19 protein-coding genes are annotated in these 19274 nt (G+C 69.6%); 15 read left to right on the top strand and 4 right to left on the bottom strand.

All coding sequences use genetic code 11. The annotated features are described in order from the left end of the window. Window positions 1-16: 16 nt before the first annotated feature. Window positions 17-982 (top strand): 4-(cytidine 5'-diphospho)-2-C-methyl-D-erythritol kinase, encoded by a 966-nt coding sequence (locus LZD57_RS11985; RefSeq protein WP_233718723.1) that lies wholly within the window; start codon window positions 17-19, stop codon window positions 980-982. Beyond that, the gene (gene moaB, locus LZD57_RS11980) at window positions 979-1527 is read left to right on the top strand and encodes a molybdenum cofactor biosynthesis protein B (protein WP_233718721.1); all 549 of its coding nucleotides are present in this window, start codon (window positions 979-981) and stop codon (window positions 1525-1527) included. Before LZD57_RS11985 ends, moaB begins: the two co-directional genes overlap by 4 nt. Before the next feature lie 19 nt (window positions 1528-1546). Here moaB and LZD57_RS11975 read toward each other — a convergent pair whose 3' ends face one another. Together LZD57_RS11975 and LZD57_RS11970 are read right to left on the bottom strand one after the other, a co-directional pair. Beyond that, complete coding sequence (locus LZD57_RS11975) at window positions 1547-4012, bottom strand: peptidoglycan DD-metalloendopeptidase family protein (protein ID WP_233718719.1); 2466 nt, start codon at window positions 4010-4012, stop codon at window positions 1547-1549. Window positions 4013-4257: 245 nt separating this feature from the next. After that, window positions 4258-4743, bottom strand: a complete 486-nt coding sequence (locus tag LZD57_RS11970) for a DUF1036 domain-containing protein (protein ID WP_233718717.1) — start codon at window positions 4741-4743, stop codon at window positions 4258-4260. 86 nt (window positions 4744-4829) lie between these two features. Between LZD57_RS11970 and LZD57_RS11965 the strand changes: the two genes are divergently transcribed. The 5 genes from LZD57_RS11965 to LZD57_RS11945 all read left to right on the top strand — a co-directional run bounded on the left by LZD57_RS11965 (window position 4830) and on the right by LZD57_RS11945 (window position 9546). After that, a complete protein-coding gene (locus LZD57_RS11965; RefSeq protein WP_233718715.1) occupies window positions 4830-5396 on the top strand; it encodes a hypothetical protein in 567 nt (188 codons plus the stop codon). 18 nt (window positions 5397-5414) lie between these two features. Beyond that, entirely contained in the window at window positions 5415-6110 is a 696-nt protein-coding gene (locus LZD57_RS11960; protein ID WP_233718713.1) for a MotA/TolQ/ExbB proton channel family protein, read from the top strand. Between the two features lie 3 nt (window positions 6111-6113). Continuing rightward, window positions 6114-6566, top strand: coding sequence for an ExbD/TolR family protein (locus tag LZD57_RS11955; RefSeq protein WP_233718712.1), 453 nt, complete (start codon window positions 6114-6116; stop codon window positions 6564-6566). Between the two features lie 68 nt (window positions 6567-6634). Beyond that, window positions 6635-7012: a biopolymer transporter ExbD gene (locus LZD57_RS11950; RefSeq protein WP_233718710.1), complete on the top strand. Its 378-nt coding sequence runs from the start codon at window positions 6635-6637 to the stop codon at window positions 7010-7012. Continuing rightward, window positions 7009-9546, top strand: a complete 2538-nt coding sequence (locus tag LZD57_RS11945; RefSeq protein WP_233718708.1) for a hypothetical protein — start codon at window positions 7009-7011, stop codon at window positions 9544-9546. The genes LZD57_RS11950 and LZD57_RS11945 overlap by 4 nt, the downstream gene beginning before the upstream one ends. 71 nt (window positions 9547-9617) lie before the next feature. Here the strand turns inward: LZD57_RS11945 and LZD57_RS11940 are convergent, their stop codons facing one another. Beyond that, window positions 9618-10586 (bottom strand): hypothetical protein, encoded by a 969-nt coding sequence (locus LZD57_RS11940; RefSeq protein ID WP_233718706.1) that lies wholly within the window; start codon window positions 10584-10586, stop codon window positions 9618-9620. A gap of 129 nt (window positions 10587-10715) precedes the next feature. After that, window positions 10716-11555: a hypothetical protein gene (locus LZD57_RS11935; protein WP_233718705.1), complete on the bottom strand. Its 840-nt coding sequence runs from the start codon at window positions 11553-11555 to the stop codon at window positions 10716-10718. A 253-nt stretch (window positions 11556-11808) separates the two neighbouring features. Here LZD57_RS11935 and rpsU point away from each other — a divergent pair, with 253 nt between their 5' ends. The 8 genes from rpsU to LZD57_RS24015 all read left to right on the top strand — a co-directional run bounded on the left by rpsU (window position 11809) and on the right by LZD57_RS24015 (window position 19211). Further along, entirely contained in the window at window positions 11809-12036 is a 228-nt protein-coding gene (rpsU, locus tag LZD57_RS11930; RefSeq protein WP_233718703.1) for a 30S ribosomal protein S21, read from the top strand. 312 nt (window positions 12037-12348) lie between these two features. Beyond that, window positions 12349-13155 (top strand): tetratricopeptide repeat protein, encoded by an 807-nt coding sequence (locus LZD57_RS11925; protein WP_233718701.1) that lies wholly within the window; start codon window positions 12349-12351, stop codon window positions 13153-13155. Window positions 13156-13297: 142 nt separating this feature from the next. Next, window positions 13298-14455 carry a tRNA epoxyqueuosine(34) reductase QueG gene (gene queG, locus LZD57_RS11920; RefSeq protein ID WP_233718700.1) on the top strand — a complete coding sequence of 386 codons (1158 nt, stop codon included), beginning with the start codon at window positions 13298-13300 and terminating at the stop codon, window positions 14453-14455. Further along, window positions 14430-14795, top strand: a complete 366-nt coding sequence (locus tag LZD57_RS11915) for a hypothetical protein (protein ID WP_233718698.1) — start codon at window positions 14430-14432, stop codon at window positions 14793-14795. Before queG ends, LZD57_RS11915 begins: the two co-directional genes overlap by 26 nt. A gap of 3 nt (window positions 14796-14798) precedes the next feature. Beyond that, window positions 14799-15713, top strand: a complete 915-nt coding sequence (locus LZD57_RS11910) for an SDR family oxidoreductase (protein ID WP_233718697.1) — start codon at window positions 14799-14801, stop codon at window positions 15711-15713. Window positions 15714-15857: 144 nt separating this feature from the next. Then, on the top strand, window positions 15858-16772 hold the full coding sequence (locus LZD57_RS11905) for a cell wall hydrolase (protein WP_233718696.1): 915 nt from the start codon (window positions 15858-15860) through the stop codon (window positions 16770-16772). A 143-nt stretch (window positions 16773-16915) separates the two neighbouring features. Continuing rightward, the gene (locus LZD57_RS11900; RefSeq protein WP_233718694.1) at window positions 16916-18394 is read left to right on the top strand and encodes an alkaline phosphatase D family protein; all 1479 of its coding nucleotides are present in this window, start codon (window positions 16916-16918) and stop codon (window positions 18392-18394) included. A gap of 688 nt (window positions 18395-19082) precedes the next feature. Continuing rightward, window positions 19083-19211: a hypothetical protein gene (locus tag LZD57_RS24015; RefSeq protein WP_255699817.1), complete on the top strand. Its 129-nt coding sequence runs from the start codon at window positions 19083-19085 to the stop codon at window positions 19209-19211. Window positions 19212-19274 lie beyond the last annotated feature (63 nt).

Raw genomic sequence — 19274 nt, 5'->3', positions numbered from 1 at the left:
TGCCGAACGAGGCCGGATGGTGGGCCGCATGGATGCCGTGACCGTTCCGGCCGAATGCCGGCCCGCACCCGCCAAGGTCAATCTCGCGCTGCATGTCGTCGGTCGCCGGGACGACGGCTATCATCTCCTGGAAAGCCTCGTCGTCTTCGATGCCGGCGCGTGCGACGAGATTGCCGTCCTCCCGCGCGCGAACGACGCCGTCGGGGACCGCGAGAGAGAAGCGGGAATCGATCGCCTCGACGTTTCCGGCCGCTTCGCCTCGGCCGTTCCGGCCGGCAACGGCAACATCCTCCTGAAGGCGGCCGCCCTTGCCCGCGCCGAGTTGGCGACGTTGGGGCTGAAGCTGCCACCCCTCGACATCGCTTTGTCGAAGCATCTTCCGGTCGCCGCCGGCATCGGCGGTGGCTCGGCCGATGCCGCGGCGCTCCTCGCTCTCGTCTCGGCCGACGTGCCCGATGAGGCGCGGGCGGCGCTCGCCGCCGCCGCAATCCGCCTCGGAGCCGACGTTCCGATGTGTCTTGCCGGTCGGGCCGCCTTCGTCTCCGGCATCGGCGAGGCGATCCGGCCGGTCGAGGCGATGCCTCAGCTTGCAATGCTGCTGGTCAATCCGGGCATCGCCGTCGAGACGGCCGCCGTCTTTCGGATGCTCGCCCGCCGCGACAATCCGCCGATGCCGGCCTTGCCGGTTCAAGGTTTCAGGGCCACTGGCGAACTCGTCGCCTATCTCGCCGAGACCCGCAACGATCTGGCGCTCGCCGCCGGTTCGCTGGCGCCCGAGATCGAGAATGCGCGTGCGCGCCTCCTGGCGGCCGGCGCCCTTTTCGCTCGCATGTCGGGATCCGGCGCGACCGTCTTCGGGCTTTTCGCGGACACCGCCGCCCGCGACGAAGCGGCGCAGAGGATCGCCGGAGAAGAGCCGGGCTGGTGGCTTTCCCGCGACCCTCGCAGCGCTGCGCCGGACAACGAAAGGAGTTCGCCATGAGCGATACCGAACGCGCCTTCGTTCCCCTGTCGATCGCCGTCCTCACCGTTTCCGACACCCGACGGCTCGCCGACGACCGCTCCGGCGACCTCCTCGTCGACCGCCTCACCGGCGCCGGTCACCGCCTCGCCTACCGCAAGATCGTGCCGGACGACGTAACGCATATCCGCGACAGCGTCCGGGCCTGGTGCGAAGATCCCGAGGTCGACGTCGTCATCACCACCGGCGGCACCGGCTTCACCGGCCGCGACGTGACGCCGGAAGCCCTCGAGCCCTTGTTCGAAAAGCGCATGGACGGCTTCTCGGCGATCTTTCATCGGATCTCCTACGAGAAGATCGGCGTCTCGACGATCCAGTCCCGCGCCACCGGCGGCGTTCTCTACGCGACCTTCGTCTTCGTGCTGCCCGGCTCGCCCGGCGCCTGTCGCGACGCCTGGGACCACATCCTGAAAGACCAGCTCGACTACCGGCACCGCCCCTGCAATTTCGTCGAGATCATGCCGCGGCTCGACGAGCATCTTCGCCGCGGCGGCCTCAGCGCCTGAGGCGCGCCATCCCTCCTCGTCACGATGCGATGCCGGCGTCGGCGAGAAGCGCGAGGATCGCCTTGCGATAGGCGGCGAAGGCCGGTTCCGGCCCGCTCGGGGCCGCTGGCGGCGGGACGGCGGCAGAAGATTCGGCCGCGGCCGCGGGTTGCCGCCGGGCGCCACCCCGCGCGGACCGCATCTTCCGCTCGGCCCATTCGACGACGTAGCGCACCTTCTGTCCTGCCAGGAACGGGTTCGCCTTGATTACGCCCGGCCCGACGACCGCGACGACCGCCGCCTCGGGATCGGCGGAGAGCACCTGGGCGGCCCCGTCCATGCCGAGGAAATGGGCAAGATAGAGCCGCCCGGCCGTGATCCGGTGGCCGCGCCTGACGAGATAGGCCTCGCCCTCGCGGGCGAGATTGCGGATCATCTCCCGCGACAGCGTCGGATCGAATCGAAGATCGAGAATTTCGCGCTGGGAGAGGCTGCCCGCGAGGTCGGGTCGATAGGTCCTGATCATCCGCAGCCAGGTCGACGAGATGAACTGGCCGAGCCCGGTCGCGCTCGACAGCGGGTTCTTGGCCCGGGCATTGCCGCCGCTCTCGACCCTGACGATCCACGCGACCAGTTGATCGACGGCGCCCGCCGAGGCTGCCGGCACATCGTCGCCGGCAGCAACCGCAACGCTTGCAGGGAGCGTCGGCCCGCCGACTCCCAGCGGGTCGACCGCCTGGCCGTCGGCATAGAGTTCGAAATGCAGATGCGGCCCGGTGGACAGGCCGGTGGTGCCGACATAGCCGATCAACTCCCCCGCCGCGAGGGTCCGGCCGATCGCGAGGCCCGGTGCGAAGCGGCTGAGATGGGCATAGCGGGTCTCGCGCCCGCCGCCGTGAGCGATCCGCACGAGATTGCCGTAGCCCTTGCCGTCGCCTGCGTAAACGAGGGTGCCGGCGAAGGCCGCATGGACGGCCGTCCCGCGCGGCGCCGCCCAGTCGACGCCCTTGTGGATGCGCACGGTCTTCAGGATCGGATGGCGGCGCGGACCGAAGGTCGAGGTCAGGACGCCCTTCACCGGCACGACCATGCCGTTTGCCGAGGCCGCCCCGGCCGGCGCGCCGCTCCGGCCGACCGACCCGTTGCCGTCGTGGCAGACCGGCGTTTCGGCGGAGGGCCGGAAGACGTAACAGGTCATCGGCCCCTCGCCGCGACGGACGGCGGCATAGCGCACGCGCGCCGTCCCGGGCGAGACGTCGCCGGCAGGCTCGGCATCGTAGAGAAGGTCGAAGCGGTCGTCCGGCGCCGCGATGGCGTCGAGGTCGTGATCCCGCGACAGGAGCATGATGGCCTCGCCGACCACCTCCATCGGGACGCCGTTGCGGATGCCGGTGGAATAGATCGCATCGAGCAGTCGGTACTGGCGCTTACCAGGCGGCTCTTCGCCGGCCTTCTGCACCAGATCGGCCGCGGCGAAGGGATCGGCGCCGAGGGAAAAGCCGCCGCCCGCTTCGCGCGCCAGGGTCCCGAAATAGGTCTGGCCGGCATAGAGCGACAGTTGCGCGACGACGAACTTCGCATCGCGGCTTCGCCGCAGTCCACGCAGGCCGATCACCGTGTTCGGCACGAGCTCCTCGACCTTTAGGAGGTCGCGGGCAGCCGCGCCGGCGCGCTCGGCATCCTCGGCTTCGAAACCGCGCTCGCTCAGGAACCGGCCGAGCGACAACGGCGCGAGGATGCGCTCGCCGAAGGTCTCGGTCGCGGTGAAACGCTCGCTTTCGGGGCGCAACCGGGCGATGCTCGTCGTGTCGGCGATCGCAGTCTTCTCGAAGCTCGGCAGCGGCGCGCTGCCCCGATCGACGGTCTCGCCCCAACCGGCAGCCTCCGCATCGGCGATGGCCGCCCCGCCGCCTCCTTCGCCGGGCGCAGCGATCGCCATCTCACCGACGCCTGCCGCCGCGATCGCCCGGGCCTCGAAGTCCTCCATCGCAGCGGGCGCGGCATCGCGCTGGGCCTGGAAGAAGGCGAAGTCGGCCTGGCTGGAGGGGATCTGGACCATCAGCCGCTCCCCGGCGCTGACCAGCCGGTCGGACAGGAGCATCAGTTTCGGCGCCGGAACCGCTTCCGACAGGCTCTCCGGCCGATCGAGGCTCTTCAGCCGCGGGGCCGGGCCGGACGCGCCGCCGAGCGTCACGATCAGCGGATCGCCGGGAAGGTCGAGCATCGTCGGCGCGGCAATGCCCGCCTCGGCAAGGCCGGTCTCGATCTCGATCTGTGCGGCAGCGTCCTCCTCCGCTGCAAGGCTGAGTTCCGCGTCGATCGGTATGACGTCGCGCGCGGGCATGAAGACGTAAAGGACGGCTCCGAGGCACAGCGCCACACCGAAGACGCCGGCGAGCAGCCGCTTTCGAATGCGCCGCGCCGCGCGCCGGCGGCTTTGGTCGAGGCGCTCGCTGCGAAACGACGGATCGATGCGGTGGGTCTCGGCCTCGTCGCGAACCGCCATTGCCGCCTCAGCCTCGCGCGCGAGGGCTCGATCGGGCGCGCCACGGGGCAGATGCACCGGGCGCGAGGCCGGCCGCCGGCGTCGCACCGATCGGGATCTGCGGGCTCGGCGGCAAGTTCTGTATCCCTCGAAACGTCCGGAGTGGTCGCCGATGCTAGCTCAGCGCCAGACCGATTTCTACCGATGATTGAAGCGATCGATTTGATCCGCGGTCCGGGCCGAGGGCGGACGTGCCGAACGGCCGATCACGAGCGCGGCGAAAGGAACAGCGTCCAGCGCGACACCGCCTCCGTGTCGACCTCCAGGAACTTCGCCGGACGGTAGCCGCGCTGGAAGCACGCCTCGGTGCCGACGATCCGGAAGCTCTTCGCGCCGACGCACATTTCGGTCGAGCCATAGAGGACCGCGCGCCCGAAGACGTCGTCGGCATAGACGTAGACGTAGCGCGCCGACAATTCGTCCCGGATGGTGGTGGCGCAACGGTTCGCGCCGACGATCCACCAGCCCTCGGTCGAAAAGCCGTCGCCGGCGTCGCGGCCGATGGCGACGTTGACGACGTCGAGCGACTGGTTGCAGACGACGAACTGGGCTTCGGCCGCACCGCTCGCCGAGAGGCCCGCGGCCAGCGCCGCAACGCCCGCGAGGCCTCGCAGAGCGCCCCGACGCCGGCGGCCTCCGGCAGCCGGAAATGCCCTCGCGGTTGCGGTCCGATCCCTACGCGACAGGGCCATGGGAAATCTGTATCCTTGAAAGCCGGCATGATAGAGATTTCTATCAAAGGTTGATCAAAGGTTCCAGCATGGGGGTGAGCGTCAGGATGAAGAGCAGGGTCGATTCGAAGAGCCGTTCGAGCCGGCGTCCGGCCGCGCCGGAAAAACACCCGTCATCCGTCGGGGCGTTCGCGCGGACGGCGGGGCGTATCGGATCGGCCGCCCTCGTCGCCGCCGGCCTGGCGCTCGGCGGGGCGCCGGCCCTCGCCCAGGACGGCGGCACCCCGACCGGGGACGCTGCCACCGGCACGCAGCCGGCGGCGCAGAATCGGCTCGGCCTCGAACTCAACAACGCCGTCGACGACGCCGGGCTCTGCCGCCTCTCTTATGTGGCGGTGAACGGCACGGGCCAGCCGCTCGAAAAGGTTTCCTACGACGTCGTCGTCTTCGACACGAACGGCCAGGTCTCGCAATTCCTCGTCCTGCAGTTCGGGCAGCTTCCTGCCGGCAAGACGAAGGTCGTCCAGTTCGATCTCGCCGATCAGCCCTGCGCCGGGATCTCGCGCATCCTCGTCAACGACGTCGCCGAATGCGAGACGGCCCAAGGCAGCGCCGCGATCTGCATGGACGCGCTCGAGCCGACGTCGCGCACCGCCATCACCTTCGACACGTAAGGGAGCGGCGGCCGCGTCATGTGGGAGATCCTCGCCTCGCAGCTCAGCTCCAGTGCCGGCCCGATCCTCGTCGTGCTCGCGCTCCTGTCGATTGCCGGGCTGGCGGTATCGATCGTCAAGGCGGTCGAGTTCCGACGGGCAGGGGTCGGCCGATCCGGCAAGAGCCGATCCTTCGCCAGCGACGCCGGCCGGGCGACGCTGCTGCGCGCCCACGTTCTCGCCGCGGCGAAGACCGCACTGGCCGAGGCCCCGCCCGGGCCGGAAGGGCGCGAGCGGGCCGGCGCCCTCGCCGAAGAGGCGGCGATCGAGGGGCTGGCGCGGCTGGCGCGGCACCTCCCCTTTCTCGACGCGATCGTCCAGGCCGCACCGATGCTCGGCCTGCTCGGCACGGTCTTCGGCATGATCGAGGTGTTCTTCACCATGTCCGGCACGCAAGGGGCGATCGATCCGGCGCTTCTGTCGGCCGGCATCTTCGCCGCGCTCATCACCACGGCCGCCGGCCTCGTCGTCGCCATCCCGTTCTTCTTCGCCGCCGCCTATTTCGACGCCGCGCTCGACGCCGAGACGCGGGCGATCGAGGGGCTGATCCTGAGAGCGGTCCACGGCGATGCGCCGCGCAGCGTGGCCTATTCGCGCCGCCGCCTTTCGACGGTCCTGCCCGACGACGAGGCCGCGAGCAGCGACCTCGACCGGGCGCTCGCCCGGCCCCGCTGATCCATGCGCCGGGTTCGCGCCAGGACCAGGCGGCGCTTCGTCCTGACGCCGCTCGTCGACGTCATCTTCCTCCTCGTCATCTTCTTCGCTTTGTCCTCGCGCATCGCCCCCTTCGGCCTGATCCCCGTCAGCGGACAGGGGCGCGCGGTCGCCGGCGCCGAGGGGAGCGAGACCGCGTCCCGAACCGTCGCCCCGGCCGACGAGACCCTCGTCGTGCTGCGCGGCCGGGCGCGCCTCGGAGCGCAGGTCTACGCTCTCGACGCGCTCCGGCCGGCGGCCGTCCGGCTGCGCGAGGGAGGCGCCCGGTCGGTCCTCCTCCTGACCGCGCGGAGCGCCCGGACGGAAGACGTCGCCAAAGCCCTCGATGCCCTGCGGCGCGCGGGCGTCGCGAACGTCCGGCTGATCTCGGCGCCGGCTGATACGGCGGGGACCCGCGGCGGAGCGGGTCCGCGATGATCGCCCGACGCTTCGCCGCAAGAAAAAAGCTTCGGCCCGCCCGTCGCCGGCCGCGCACCGATCCGGCGATGCCGACGATCAACATCGTCTTCCTGCTGCTCCTGTTCTTCCTCCTCGCCGGCACCCTCACCGCGCCGGGCGAAAGCGAGATCGATCCGGCGAGGGTCGGTGCCGACGCCGGCGAGCGCCTGCCGCGACCGCTGCTGGCGATCACGGAAGACGGAACGCTGAGCCTCGACGGGCGGAGGATCGCCCGCGCCGAACTCGCCAAGGCGGTCGCTGATCTCGCCGCGCCGGACGGCGACGAGACTCCGGTCCTCTACGTCCTCGCGGCCCGCGACCTTTCGGGGAGCGTTCTCGTCCAGATCCTCGGCGAGGCCTCGGCCGCCGGCGCCGCGACGAGCCTCGTCGTCCTCAATGCCGACGGCGGACAGGCCTCGCCATGAGGACGCGGACGCGGCTCTGGACGACGGCCGGGGGGCTGTCGCTCGCCATTCACGCGGGTCTCGCGGCGCTGGCCCTCGCACTCCTACCTCAGACGGCGCGGCAGCCGGCCAGGGAGACCACGATCACCGTCGAAGAGATCGAGACCAGGACCACCAGCCTCGCGCCGACCCGCGCAAGCAGAGCCGAGCCCGCCCCGGCCGAAAGGGTGGATCCCACCCGGCCGGCAGTGAGGGAAGTTCCGCCCGCCGAGCCGTCGAGCCGCGCCGACAGCCGAACCCCGTCGCCGATCGGGCCGCGCGAGGACGGCGCGACCGAGCCGTTGGCGGCGGCCGAACCCCGGATGCGACTGGGCCCGGGCGATTCACGGCAGCAGCCGGTGGCGCTCGCTCCTTCGGCATCGGTCGCGCCAGAACGGGCCGAGCCGACGCAGCTTTCCGAAAGCCGGCCGCAGACGATGGAACTCGCAGCCGTTGAGCCGGATACGGCCATCACCAGCACGGCCAGCACGTCGCCACCGGTTCGCGAGCCGGCTTCGGTCGAGCCCGCCGCGCCGACGGCGATCGCTGCGGCCGAGATCGAGGCGCGTCCCGCTCGCCCCGCGGCACCTTTGCCAGCCGAAACGCCCGCGCCCCGGCCCCCCGTTGTATCCGAGCCCGAAGCCCTCGCCCCGACGCTCCGTCTCGCCGAAGTCGCGGCACCGTTTCGTCCGGGCGAAGCTGCCGCGACGGCGCCGGCCGTGGCGGCACCGCGGGCCACGCCCGAGCCGCTGTCGCCGCGCTCGACCGGCGAGGATCCTGCTTCCGAACCGGTGCGTCCGGCGCTCGCCGAACGCGCCATGGTCGAACCGCAAATGCCCGAGCCGAAGGCCGCCGTTGCTTCGACCGTCGCAGAGCCGGATCCTGCGATCGCCGCACGGGCCCGACCGGGCGCGGTCGATCCTGCCGCGACGGGCAGCGGCACCGTGGTCCAGCCGAAGTCTGCGGCACGAATCGGGGCCGTGGCGGCGCCTCGGCCGGCGCTTTCGCCGACGACTTCCGGACCGGCGCTTCGGGCGGCCCCGGCGCGTGCGCCTCGCGTCGCTTCAAAGGCGCCGGCGCCTCGAGGACCGCAACCGAGCAAGGCGGGTCCGGTGGTCCCCGTCGCCGCCGAGCCCGCGGAAACGGCGGCCCTTGCGCCGGTCTCGCCCATCCGTTTGCAGGACGCTCCGCCTCCCGTGCCGATCGTCGCCGCCCGGCCCGCCCACGCTCCGTCGGTGCCGCCGGACGAGACGAGGCTGGCCGGCGAGACACCGGCGGGAACGATGGCGGCGCGAACGGCTGCCGAAGTCCCGCCCGACGTGTCCGCCCCGCTGGTTCTCGACGGGTTCGCCGACCAGGCGGTGCGGGTGGCCGCCACAGCCGCCGTTCCCGGCCGTCTCGCCGAGACGAGGCGGGCGACGGCCGAAGCGGTCCCGGCCGTGCCGTTGACCGGCCAGGTTTCGGGCCGGGCGACTGCCCCCCGGGTGACGGCGAAAACCGCCACCGCTTCGGATACGCCCGAGGTCGCTCCGGCAGTTGGGGTCGATGTTGCCGCCTCTTCGAACCCGGCCCCGGCAAGCATCGCTCCCCAAGCCTCCACGGCTGCGTCACTGGAAGCCTCGACGCCGGCCGCCGACGTCGCTTCGGCCGTCCCGGTCGTCAGCCCCTCCGAACCGAAATCGGGCAAGGCGGCCGTTGCGGTCTCCCCCGTCGTGCCGAGCCGGATCGCTCCGAAAGGGCCCGAGCGGGTCATCGTGACGAGCATGGGCCGAGGCGAAGAAATCGCGCTTGCGGCCCCGTCTGCCCGCCGGCCGCAGACGATCGTCGGCTCGCCGGCAGAAACGCAAGAGCAGTTGGAAGGCTTCGACGACGAGCAATCGGCGACGCTGGCGGACCTCGTCGCCGCCTATCCGGGGGGCGACTGCTTCGCCGCGCTGACGGAAGCCGGCAAGGCCGCCGGCGAGTTCCGCATCACCGCGCTGTCGGACGACCAGAACCGGCTCGAGGACTTTGCCGACACGCTGATCGAACACTCGCCGAAAGAGGCCTTTCGCCGCGTCTACATCGATGGCGGCGAGGTTGCCGAGGCGCAGTGCCGTGCCCTCGCCTCGCTGCCGGAGATGCCGGGCTATCCGGCCTTCGGCCTGACCCTCGAACTCGAAAAGCGCCGGATCGTCAGCGGCGAGACGCTCGCCGGCACGATCTCGGGCGTGCCGGCATCGGACACGCTCGACCTCCTCCTCGTCGACGACGAGGGGCTCGTCCAGTCGCTCTCCGTCCACCTCACCCGAAAAGGCGCGACGGCGAGCTTCGACGTGCCGGTCAGCCTCTCGGGCCCCGAGACCCGGACTGCGCAGATCCTGATCGCGCTCGCCCTGCCGCAGGCGCTGATCCATGCCGACGGCGCAGGCGGCGAACCGGCGGGGCCGTTCTTCGAGGAACTGGCGGAGACATTGGCGGCAAAGGGCCTGAAGGGCGAATTCGCCGTCGGCCACTTCCTCGTCAAGTCGCGGTAGTCCCGACGGGCGGTGGCTCCCGCGCGTCCGTCGTCGAAGAGGTCCCGGCGACGGCGTCGCGGCCCCGCCAGTCAGTGGCGGTGTGTCCGCGCCTCGGCGAGACGGTCCGGCCGGCCCAAGGCGCCGCCGACGGCGCCGACGGCCATGCCGAGCAGCATCGCCACGAAGGCGGCGAGCGAGGCCCGAGCTAATGCATTCGCCGCGGCACGACGCCTCGTTTCCATCTCTGTGCGGGCACTGGCGAAACGCTCGGCGAATGCGTCGAAGCGCCGTTCGGCTTCGGCCCTGGCGACACCCGCCACCCGGGCGACGGCATCGACCGCCGAGCCGCGTGCCTGCTGGTCGCCGCTGGAGAGGGCCGCGACGGCCTCGGCATAGGCCGCGTCACGATCGGCGGGGGCAACCGATGCGGATGCCGGCGCGCCTTGGTCGGGCGCTGCGGTTCCGGCCTCGGGGGCGGCGTTCGGTCGGGGAGCCGGCGCGAACAGCGGCTCCGCGCTGCCCTTCAACGACTCGGCGAGCGCGGACGAGTCCAGGGCCAGCGCTTCGGCCGCCGTCGCCATGTCGCCGACCGACTGGCCGAGGACGCCGAAGGCGCCGCCGACGAGGCTCGCAGCGCCGCTGGTCAGCAGATAGAGGGCGAGAAGGGCGGTGACCGCCCAGGTGACGACGCCGTGCAGCGCCCCGTCGATCCGCGACGGGATGCCGGCGAAGCGGCCGGCCGCGAAGGCCCCGGCGAAGACGCCGACGAGCACCACCAGGACCGCCCAGAGCCCACCCACCGAGACGATGCCGGACGCCGTCCCCGTCGGCGACGAAAGGCCGACGCCGAGGCCGAACAGGCCGAGCATGAACTGGATCATGAGGGCGAGAATGGCCCCGGCGAGAATCGCGCCCCAGGAAAGACGGCGAAAGGTCGCCGCCGGGGGGGCCGCGCGTTCGCGCCCGAGATCGTTGAGGCGTGTTTCCGCATGGCGGGACCGATCGCGCCCCGTGCCCGACAAATCAGTGATGTCCGCCTCCCCTGACCGCTTCGACATGGCCGAACGCCCCCATCGCATTTTTACCCCGTTCCCCCGCCGCGGCCTCGAAAGATCCCGGCCCGGCGCCGTCCATGATCGCGGAGCGAAGGAGCGTCGCGCCATGGTCGTTCTTCCGGCTTAATGCCATCACGCGCCGAACTCCACCACCCGGTCCCGCGTCCGGCCGAGAACGCTGCCCAAGAGCGAAGCCAGCATGGCGGCGACGAGCGCCACGAAGGCGGAGAAACAGGCGCTGCTGACGGCGCCCGTGGCCGCAGCGGCGGAGCGGCGCGCGTTGCGCAACGCCCCGTCATGGGCCCGCTGCCAGTCGGTCAGCCGCCGCTCGGCCACCGGCTCCGTCACGCCGGCCGCAGCCTCGATCGCATCGACGGCCGCGGCAACGGCGGCTTCGTCGGCCGTCTCGGCAATACCCGCAAGGACCGTCGCGAGCGCCGCCCTGCTGTCGTCCCGGCTCGTTTCGGCGCGACCCGGCGTCCGGTCATCGGCGTCGGCGGGATCGAGAAACGCCAGAACCTCGCCTCGCAGTGCCGACAGATCGAGAGCAGCATCCGGCAAGGACGTCCTGTCGGCCGCCGCCATCGCCGCGACTGCATGGCCGACCGGTCCGAGACTGCGGTCGACCAGCGACGGCGGCCGCAGCGTCAGGACGACGACGGCGGCGATCAGCGCGCCCGAAAACGTCAGAAGGCCGCAGAACAGGGCATCGCGAAATCGATGTGCATCGGCGAGACGGGCGCCGGCAAAACCGGCGACCACGAAGGCAAACGCGCTCGCGGCCACCCAGAACGCGCTGGCGGTCGAGACGACGGGCAATCCCGGTCCGGCCTCGTAGAGGCCATCGACCAGGCCGAAGCCGGCGAGCGCCGCGGTCAACTGGATCAACGCGGCGACGACGACGCCGGCCGCGGCCGCCTGAAAGACGGCGTCGGTCGATGCGAATGCCGGCGCTTCTTGCTGACGCTGCAACCTTCGTCTTCGCCTCGTCTGAGGGGTTGGCCGGCAATCGCCGGTGTGCTGGCCCGGTGCCTAGCCATTCGACGCGAAAAACGCCAGCACCGTGTCCCTTTGCCGGCTTACGGTTCGTCTTTCCGACGATTACTTTGCATCTCGACAAAACCCGGCCGATTTGATAACGGAGCCCTTCTTGCGGCGGGCGAGGCCTCGCCAGAAGAAAATACGTTCTCGACCCAATTATCTGGCGCTATAGACGGAACACCCGGTGCAGATACTCGTCCGCGACAACAATGTGGATCAGGCGCTCCGCGCGCTGAAGAAGAAGATGCAGCGCGAAGGCATCTTCCGCGAAATGAAGATGCGCAACTTCTACGAAAAGCCTTCGGAGAAGCGTGCGCGTGAAAAGGCCGAGGCCGTCCGTCGGGCTCGCAAGCTCGCCCGCAAGCGCGCGCAGCGCGAAGGGCTCGCCGGCGGCGGCCGCGCCGCCTCGTGAGACGAAGCGTCGCGGACGGACCGTCGCGCGGCGCGGAGATCTCGCTCTCGGCCCGTCGAAACGCCTCATCGGGGCCGTTCCCTCGGATTTTCGTCGCAATGGATGCATCGCCGTGGGCAACACCCGCGGCGATTTTTCCGTGTTTGCAGCGCGAACGATTTCAAAATTCGGCCGCTTGTGCGAGATAGGGTCAAAAGCTCACCCGAAACAACCGGACGAACCATCATCGACATGCCGATCACCCATCGCCCATCGCCTGCCGCCATCCGGCGAGGCTACGCCACTTTCGCATCGATGGATGGCCGCAAAGGCATGTTCGCCGCACTGATCTGCGGCATTATGGTGATGGCAGGCTGCCAGACGGGTGGGGACATCGCCGCGATCCAGGCGATCTCCCTCGACAAGAACCAGGGCACCGAGCAGAACATCGCCTCCCTGACGGCGACGGTGAACGCCAATCCGTCCGATCCCGAAGGCTACAACGTGCGCGGCACGGCCTATGGCCGGGCCGGCGAGTATCAGAACGCCATCGCCGATTTCAACCGCGCCATCCAGCTCGATCCGAATTTCTACCAGGCCTATGCCAACCGCGCCCTGATCTATCGCCAGATCGACGATCCGGCCAAGGCCGCCGCCGACTACAACAAGGCGATCCAGATCAATCCGCGCTACGGCTCGGCCTATATCGGCCTCGGCAACGTCTACCGGGTGGCGGGGCGCAACCGCGAGGCCCTCGGCTATTTCCAGAAGGCGATCGACCTCGGCACGTCCGATCCGCGCGCCTACCACAATCGCGGCCTGCTCTATCAGATCGACGGCCAGCACAAGCTGGCGATCGAAGACTTCTCCCGGGCGATCTCGCTGCAGCCGAACGCCGCCGAGCCTTATTCGGCACGGGGCGTCTCCTATCTGGCCACCGGCGACGACGACAACGCCTTCGAGGACTTCAACACGGCGCTCCGGCTCGACGACACCAAGGCGGAATACTGGACCAACCAGGCCCTCGCCTACGAGCGCAAGGGCGACCGCAGCAAGGCGTTCCGCTCCTATGCCCGCGCCGCGCAGCTCAATCCCGACTATCGCCCGGCCAAGGACGGCATGGCGCGCACCAGGGTGTGACGGCCGGCAACGGTTCGGCCGCAAGCGGGGCGCTCGGGCGCGGGTCGCGCGGCGCGCACCGCTCGGCCGGGCCGGCTCGGTCCGGGCCGCGGTCTTCTGCTGCGCCCTTGCGACCCGCCGACCCGCCGGTCATATCCGTCAGATGTCCCGCGCCGCCCTCGCCTCTCTGAAAGACTTCGTCGGAGACGATGCCCGGCGGCTCGGATTCGAGGCAAGCGGCATCGCCGATGCGTCCGGCAACCTCCTCGCCGGAGAGCGGCTGGCGGAATTCGTCGCAGAGGGGCGCCACGGCACCATGGGCTGGATGCCCGAAACCCTCGATCGGCGCCGTTCGCCCAGGGATCTTTGGCCGGACGTCCGCTCGATCGTCGTTCTGGCGATGAATTACGGGCCAGACGAGGATCCGCTGGAGATCCTCGACCGGCCGGAGCGCGGCGCGATCTCGGTCTATGCCCGCCACCGGGACTATCACGACGTCGTCAAGGGCCGGCTGAAGGAACTGGCCGGCCGGCTGGTCGCCAGAGCCCGAACGAGCGGGCTTGGCGAACACGACGCCAAGGTCTTCGTCGACACCGCGCCGGTGATGGAAAAGCCGCTCGCCGAACTCGCAGGCCTCGGCTGGCAGGGCAAGCACACCAATCTCTTGTCGCGCGACTTCGGTTCCTGGCTGTTTCTCGGCTCGATCTTCACGACGCTCGACTTCCAGGCGGACGCGCCCGGCCGCGACCGCTGCGGCTCATGCCGCGCCTGTCTCGACGCCTGCCCGACGAACGCCTTTCCCGCGCCCTACCAGCTCGATGCCCGGCGCTGCATCTCCTACCTCACCATCGAGACCAAGGCCGTCATCCCCCGAGAATTCCGCGCGGCGATGGGCAACCGCATCTATGGCTGCGACGACTGCCTCGCCGTCTGTCCGTGGAACAAGTTCGCTCAGGATGCCCGCGAGGCCAAGCTGATCGCCCGCGAGGATCTCAAGGCGCCGCGGCTCGACGGCCTTCTGGCGCTCGACGACGGCGCGTTTCGGGCGTTCTTTTCCGGCTCGCCGATCAAGCGCATCGGTCGCGACAAGTTCGTCTCGAACTGCCTGATCGCCGCCGGAAACTCACGGCAGCGGAGGCTCCTTCCGCAGGTCGCAGCGCTGCTCGGCGATGCGGCGCCCCTCGTCAGGGCGATGGCCGTCTGGGCGCTTTGTCGCCTCGATCGCGGCGAGGCCTTGCGACTTCGTGCGGACGCGCTTGATAGAGAGACGGACGCGATGGTGCGGAGTGAGTGGCATGCTCTTCAAAAAGGCCGAGACTGAGCCGCCCCTGCCGGCGGGCGCCATGAGCGCACCGGGAAGCGCACTGCCCGATCGCGAGGCGGGACCGGAAGCACGGATGCGCCGGGCGATCACGCCGTTGCGGGATGGCGGCATGCTGCCGCGCACCGACGTCGCGGCGGGCTCGGCGGCGCTCGGCGCAGGTGCCGTCGGAGCCCTGGCGCTCGGCGCCTGCGCGCTCGGGGCCGTCGCCGTCGGGGCCCTCGCCATCGGCCGCCTCTCCGTCGGCCGGGCGAGAATCGGCGAAGCCGAAATCGGTCGCCTCAGGATCGGCCGGCTGGAAGTGGAGAGCTTCGCTCCGGCCCGCCAAAGGTTTGGATAGTCCATGCATCTCTTCGTCTTCGGCTACGGCTACTCGGCCGCCCACTTCGTCGACAGCCTCGACAAGCACGAGGTGACGGTCGAAGCCGTCACCGTCCGCTCGCGGGACAAGGCTTCCTCCATCGCCGCCCACGGCCTGAAACCGCTGGTCTTCGACGGCGAGCATCCGGCCGACGGCATTGCCGGGGCGCTGTATCGCGCGACCCACCTCCTCGTCTCGGCACCGCCGGGCCACGAGGCGCCGAAAGGCGCCAGCGTCGGCGGCGCCAATGCCCGATCCGGCGATCCGGTCCTGCGATGGTATTTCGACGAGATCGCCCATGGCAGCCCGAACCTCGAATGGATCGGCTATCTGTCGACCGTCGGCGTCTATGGCGACCACGAGGGCGGCTGGGTGGACGAAAAGAGCGAGCTGAAGCCGCGCTCGGAGCGCTCGAAGGCGCGCGTCGAGGCGGAAGAGGCCTGGATCAGCCTCGGCGAGACCCGCGGGGTCCCGGTCGCGATCATCCGCCTGTCGGGAATCTACGGGCCGGGTCGCAACGCCTTCGTCAATCTGAAAAACGGTACGGCGAAACGCCTGGTCAAGCCGGGACAGGTGTTCAACCGCATCCATGTGGACGACATCGCCGGGGCGACGAAGCTCCTCGCCGAAAAGCGCCTCGGCGGGATCTTCAACGTCACCGACGACGAACCGGCCCCGCCCCAGGACGTGGTGCTTCACGCCGCCGAAATGGTCGGTGCCGCGCCTCCGGCGGAGACCGACTTCGCCTCGGTCGACCTCTCGCCCATGGCCCGCAGCTTCTATGGCGAGAACAAGCGTGTCTCGAACGAGAAGATCAGGCAGGCGGGATACGGTTTTCGCTATCCGACCTATCGCGAGGGACTGGAGAGCGTGAAGGGCGATTTCGACACCGATTGAGGCGATCGGAGCCGGCTGCCGGGGCTCGCCACGGAGTGCTGGCGACCTGCCGATCTGAGGCGCGGCGGCAACAGTCGGCTCACCGAGTCTCACCGGCTCGGAATGTGTCGATTTGTTGCCCCAATCGGCGATCACGACTTCGTCATGATCTCGAAACACGCCGTTACCACCCTCCGCCGCGCCCTCGCCGCCCTCCTGATCCTGCCGCTCGCCGGCTGCATCGGGGCGCCCGGTGCCGACGAAGCCTTCGACGCCCTGGCTGCCAGGAAGGATTTCGGCCCCGCACAGGAATGTCTGGCGCGTGCCATGTATTTCGAATCGAACCGGTCCAGCGAGGACGGCATGCTGGCGGTCGGAACGGTCGTGATGAACCGGGTCGCGTCGTCGGATTATCCCGACGACGTCTGCCAGGTCGTCGGCCAGCCGAACCAGTTCGCTCCCGGCGTGATGACGCGCGAGATGCGGGCGGGCAAGGATCTCGCCATGAAGGTCGCCTATCGCGTCCTCGACGGCGAGCGGCACAAGGGCGTGGCCCAAGCGAAATACTTCCACACGGCCGGAATGAACTTTCCCTATCGCAACATGAGCTACCGGCTGATCGCCGGCGGCAACGCCTTCTACGAAAAGGTCTCCCGGCGCCTCAATCCGGAGGCGCGGATCGTCAGCCAGGCGGAGGTGCGGCAGGCCCAGAACGCCGGAAGCGCCATCGATCTGATGCGCACCGCCTCGACGCGCCCGCAAACCTCCGGCGGATCGTCGACGGCCATCGGCTACGCCGAGCCGCGAGGGGAAAGCGGCGCGCCGGTTCCGCACCAGCGGCCGGCGGAAGTGGCCGCGACGAAGAGCCCCTTCCTCGACATGTTCCGCACGCGCCAGCGCTCGCCGGCCGGCAGCGACGAGCGTCAGGGCCGTGCCGTCGAGACAGCGGCGGCCGGGGAGAGTTCTTCCTCCACAGATCTGCCCGGCGTCGACACCAGGCCCGGCCTTGCCGACGATCGCGGCTCGGCGGTGAGCGCCACCACCGCGAAGGAAACGGAGGACTGGCTGCGGCGCTGGTGAGGCGCCGACGCCCTTCCTTCGCGGCGGACATACTCTGGTCGTCGCGCCGCTGCTGGCAACGTCAGCCCGCCCCCTATATCTGCGACGAAGTCGAAGACGGGTCGAACGACCGGACGCGCGCTGGCGGGACGAAGAGTTGAGCGATGGCAGGCATGAATGGCGAAGCGCCGCCGGCGCCGACAGGAAGGCGCGCGGGCCCCGATCGGGTCGGTCCGGTGCTGTTTGCGCAGGGCGGCGACGCGCAGCGTGACCGGTTGCGGGCGCTGCTCGTGCTCCCGGCCGGAGAGCGGCCTCCGATGCTCGTCACGGACGAGGGCGAGATCGCGCCGCTGACGCTTGCCGAGGAATTCGGTCGTACCGTCCACGCCTACGACTTTTCACTCCCGAGCGGCACGGGCGGCTTTTACGGGATCGATGGCGTCCGTCATCCTGTCGCCTCGGCGGCAACGCCCGACCTGCGCATCGCCTATGTCTCCTGCAATGGCCAGGAGGAAGGCGATCTCGAGCGGCCCGTCGAGGAGCGGGACGCGGTGTGGCAGCGGCTCGCCGACGAGAACCTGGCGAACCCCTTCGCCCTTCTCCTCCAGGGTGGGGATCAGCTCTATGCCGACGACGTCCTCCACTGCCATCCGGAAGTGGAGCGCTGGGCGAGCCTGAAGAAGACCGATCGCGGCGCCGTCCCGCTGACACCCGAGATCACCGAAGCGCTGCGGCGCTTCTACTTCGAGCGATACCTCATCACCTATGCGCGCCCGGCCTTCGCGAGCCTCGCCGCCCGTGTCCCGTCGATCATGATGTGGGACGATCACGACATCATCGACGGCTGGGGAAGCCATCCGGCGGAAATGCTCGACAGCCCCGTGGGCGCGGAGATCTTCGCCGCTGCGCGGGAGATGTTCCTGATCTTCCAGTTGGCGGTTCGGCCGGGCGAAACGCCGGCGAACGGCTTCGACCGGACGGGAAGCAATCTCGGCACCGCGATCCGCTATCCCGGCCTGTCGATCATCTCGCCGGACCTGCGCAGCGAGCGCCGGCTCGAGCGGGTGATGGGGCCGATCGGCTGGAGCGTCCTCGAAACGGCCTTCGCCGAAACGCCGAAGGGCGATCGCATCCTCCTGATGTCCAGCGTGCCGGCGCTCGGCCCGCGGCTCAGCTGGGTGGAATTCGCCACCGACCTGATCCCCGGCAGCCACGAATACGAGGACGATCTGCGCGACCAGTGGCAAAGCCGCGCGCATCGCGGCGAGTGGAAGCGTCTTCTGGCGCTGCTGGCCGGCTGGGAGGAGAGCGGACGGGGCGAACTCACGGTCCTGTCCGGCGAAATCCATCTCGCCACGCGGGGCGAGATGCGACTGAAGGGCGGCGGGGTCATGCACCAGCTCGTCGCTTCGGGCATTTCCCATCCGGCACCCGCACCGGGATATCCGAGGATGCTCGGCCTCCTGGCGAAATTCGGCGAAAGCCCCCTCGCGGGGCGCAAGATCCGCATCCTTCCCCTGCCCGGCTATCGCACGACCTATGCCGGGGAACGCAACTTTCTCGTCCTCGATCGCCACGACAAAGCGTGGAAAGCGGCCTGGGAGCTGGAATTCACCGGGCGGACGGAGCCTGTCTCGGTGTGAGACCGCACGGAATGAACGCCGCCACATCGCCACGAGGAAGACGCGGCGCAGCAGTGCGTCGAAGCGGCGTTTCCCCAAGCGGTGCGCGAACGCCGTCCCCGAACGACTTGAGGCGGCAAGGGCCGGCGGCACGGGCAAAGCACCGCCCTTAAAAGCCCCCTTGTGACCCAACGTCAGATCGGCTTGATCGCGAGGAATTTCCAAAAAAGCTCGATCCGGTTGCGCGTCGAAGCAAAATTTCGGAAGATTGTTTCATTCAGGCTGAAATTAGCGGCGATATGCTTAATGTTGTTGCATTTTATTCTGTCGAATCCACATTGACTCCGGCTCCTCAGGGAGTCAGATTGTCGCAGCTGGGCATCGATCATCCGGCCGGCCGCATGGCATCGACGTCCGGTGACGGTAGCGAGGACAGTCGAGATCAGCTCCTGGATCCGACGAGCCCAGAACGAATACTCGTTGTCGACGTCCTTTACGGGGATGCCGAGCGGTCGCGGCGGAGTTCGAAGCGAGGCCGATCGCGGCATACGCGGGCTTGAGACAAGGTCCATCGTTAGGATGGGCGCATCGCTCGTTCAGCGATTCGGGCAAGGAAAATGGCCGATCAGGCGGCGGCACCTCGGATGGAGGCGCCGGTTCGGCATGAAATGTCGGGGCATGGATCGTGGCATCGGAATCGAGGCGTCTCATGCGGAAGCATTCGGTAGTGGCGGATCGCAAGATCAAGCTGGACCTGACCAAACTCTTCGGAATCCAGGCGATCCGGGGCGTTCCCGGCGGCTTCCGGCCGATCGCCATCCTCAAACGCGCCGCTTGAGTCTCTGCGCGCCCCTCCTCCCCATCATCGCCTCTCGGTAGCTCTTCGCCGCTGGCCCATGCG

The sequence above is a fragment of the Jiella avicenniae genome, assembly GCF_021390325.1.
Lineage (GTDB): Bacteria > Pseudomonadota > Alphaproteobacteria > Rhizobiales > Rhizobiaceae > Jiella > Jiella avicenniae.
This window is presented reverse-complemented; position numbering and strand designations above follow the sequence as displayed.

Bases quoted from the DNA above. Each gene is read 5' to 3' on its own strand.
- LZD57_RS11940 (WP_233718706.1), bottom strand. From the start codon at position 10,586: ATGTCGAAGCGGTCAGGGGAGGCGGACATCACTGATTTGTCGGGCACG.
- LZD57_RS11900 (WP_233718694.1), top strand. From the start codon at position 16,916: ATGGCAGGCATGAATGGCGAAGCGCCGCCGGCGCCGACAGGAAGGCGC.
- LZD57_RS11925 (WP_233718701.1), top strand. From the start codon at position 12,349: ATGTTCGCCGCACTGATCTGCGGCATTATGGTGATGGCAGGCTGCCAG.
- LZD57_RS11945 (WP_233718708.1), top strand. From the start codon at position 7,009: ATGAGGACGCGGACGCGGCTCTGGACGACGGCCGGGGGGCTGTCGCTC.
- LZD57_RS11955 (WP_233718712.1), top strand. From the start codon at position 6,114: ATGCGCCGGGTTCGCGCCAGGACCAGGCGGCGCTTCGTCCTGACGCCG.
- LZD57_RS11985 (WP_233718723.1), top strand. From the start codon at position 17: ATGGTGGGCCGCATGGATGCCGTGACCGTTCCGGCCGAATGCCGGCCC.
- LZD57_RS11950 (WP_233718710.1), top strand. From the start codon at position 6,635: ATGCCGACGATCAACATCGTCTTCCTGCTGCTCCTGTTCTTCCTCCTC.
- moaB (WP_233718721.1), top strand. From the start codon at position 979: ATGAGCGATACCGAACGCGCCTTCGTTCCCCTGTCGATCGCCGTCCTC.
- LZD57_RS11975 (WP_233718719.1), bottom strand. From the start codon at position 4,012: ATGGCGGTTCGCGACGAGGCCGAGACCCACCGCATCGATCCGTCGTTT.
- queG (WP_233718700.1), top strand. From the start codon at position 13,298: ATGTCCCGCGCCGCCCTCGCCTCTCTGAAAGACTTCGTCGGAGACGAT.
- LZD57_RS11970 (WP_233718717.1), bottom strand. From the start codon at position 4,743: ATGGCCCTGTCGCGTAGGGATCGGACCGCAACCGCGAGGGCATTTCCG.
- LZD57_RS11915 (WP_233718698.1), top strand. From the start codon at position 14,430: ATGCTCTTCAAAAAGGCCGAGACTGAGCCGCCCCTGCCGGCGGGCGCC.
- LZD57_RS11965 (WP_233718715.1), top strand. From the start codon at position 4,830: ATGAAGAGCAGGGTCGATTCGAAGAGCCGTTCGAGCCGGCGTCCGGCC.
- LZD57_RS24015 (WP_255699817.1), top strand. From the start codon at position 19,083: ATGCGGAAGCATTCGGTAGTGGCGGATCGCAAGATCAAGCTGGACCTG.
- LZD57_RS11910 (WP_233718697.1), top strand. From the start codon at position 14,799: ATGCATCTCTTCGTCTTCGGCTACGGCTACTCGGCCGCCCACTTCGTC.
- LZD57_RS11960 (WP_233718713.1), top strand. From the start codon at position 5,415: ATGTGGGAGATCCTCGCCTCGCAGCTCAGCTCCAGTGCCGGCCCGATC.
- LZD57_RS11905 (WP_233718696.1), top strand. From the start codon at position 15,858: ATGATCTCGAAACACGCCGTTACCACCCTCCGCCGCGCCCTCGCCGCC.